2 protein-coding genes and 1 rRNA gene are annotated in these 1124 nt (G+C 43.6%); 2 read left to right on the forward strand and 1 reads right to left on the reverse strand.

Annotation, left to right across the window (positions count from 1 at the left end):
• The first annotated feature begins 64 nt into the window (after positions 1-64).
• Both QUA34_RS30040 and QUA34_RS30045 read left to right on the forward strand, forming a co-directional pair.
• Entirely contained in the window at positions 65-334 is a 270-nt protein-coding gene (locus tag QUA34_RS30040; RefSeq protein WP_333332884.1) for a winged helix-turn-helix domain-containing protein, read from the forward strand.
• A gap of 23 nt (positions 335-357) precedes the next feature.
• A complete protein-coding gene (locus tag QUA34_RS30045) occupies positions 358-819 on the forward strand; it encodes a transposase (protein WP_333391165.1) in 462 nt (153 codons plus the stop codon).
• Positions 820-929: 110 nt separating this feature from the next.
• On the opposite strand, the gene rrf is transcribed toward QUA34_RS30045, so the two are convergent.
• A 5S ribosomal RNA gene (gene rrf, locus QUA34_RS30050) occupies positions 930-1047 on the reverse strand.
• Positions 1048-1124: the final 77 nt, after the last annotated feature.

Genomic DNA, 1124 nt, shown 5'->3' on the forward strand with positions numbered 1-1124 from the left:
TTTGCCCAACAATAGCTCAAAACCTCTGCCCTAGTATTTCTGAGTATTTATACTCATCGCAAAAGTGACACGCTCCCTGTGGAATGGTCGTAAAGTGGCCGACTGGATGAGTGAACTCAAGGGTGAAAAAGTCGGTCGTCAAAGAGGGTGGGAATATCTCAAGTCCATGAAGTTTCGATTGAGAGTTCCTCGTCCAGAACATCAGGAATCAGATCTCCTCGAACAAGAGGAATGGAAAAAAAAATCTGCGTCGGTTCGTCTTGAAAATCAAGAAGGAGAACCCTTCAAGCGACGTAGAAGTCTGGTCAATGGACGAACATCGTTGCTTGATTGAAACCTGTTTTGAGGCGGGAATGGGTGGATGAGTTTAGTAATGCCACCGCTGTTGTTAATTGGCGGTTTCAATGGTTGTGGTTATATGGTTTTGTGCATCCGAGTTCAGGAGAAACATATTGGTGGATACTGCCATTTGTCAACAGCCAGCTTTTCGAGCGAGTTTTAGAAGATTTTGCCAGACATTGGAAAGTAGGACCGAAAAAAAGAGTCGTTTTAGTCGTAGACGGAGCCGGATGGCATTTAAGTGAAAGCGTGAAAATCCCCGACGGCATACATTTGTATTGTCTGCCTTCACACTCGCCCCAAGTCCAACCAGCAGAAAGACTGTGGCCACTGACAAATGAACCGATAGCCAATCGCTGTTTTAAAAACTTAGATGAATTAGAAGCAGTTTTATTTGAGCGATGTCGAAAACTGTTAAATCTCAAACAGTTAATCAGTGGTTTGACTCATTTCTATTGGTGGCCGGAGGCAAAAGTTTAATCATGGTTAATCGACCGGACATGATATAACAGGTAGGGCAACTTAATCAGCAAAAACAACAAAGCCCCTATCTGAAGCTCAGAAAGAGGCTGTATATTGTAAAATAAAATCCCAGGCATCGAGCTATTTTATCAGGCAGTGACCCGCCAAGTATCTTCGCCACCGCAGCGTTTAACAAACGAGTTCGGGATGGAATCGGAGTGGTGCCACTGCGTCATAGACACCTAGAAAAATTTAAGGGTAAAAAACCCTGAAGACTGCAGAGAATTAAGTCATCAATTACCATGTAGAAACAGAGGTCAAGC

This window comes from Microcoleus sp. POL10_C6 (genome assembly GCF_036701585.1).
GTDB lineage: Bacteria > Cyanobacteriota > Cyanobacteriia > Cyanobacteriales > Microcoleaceae > Microcoleus.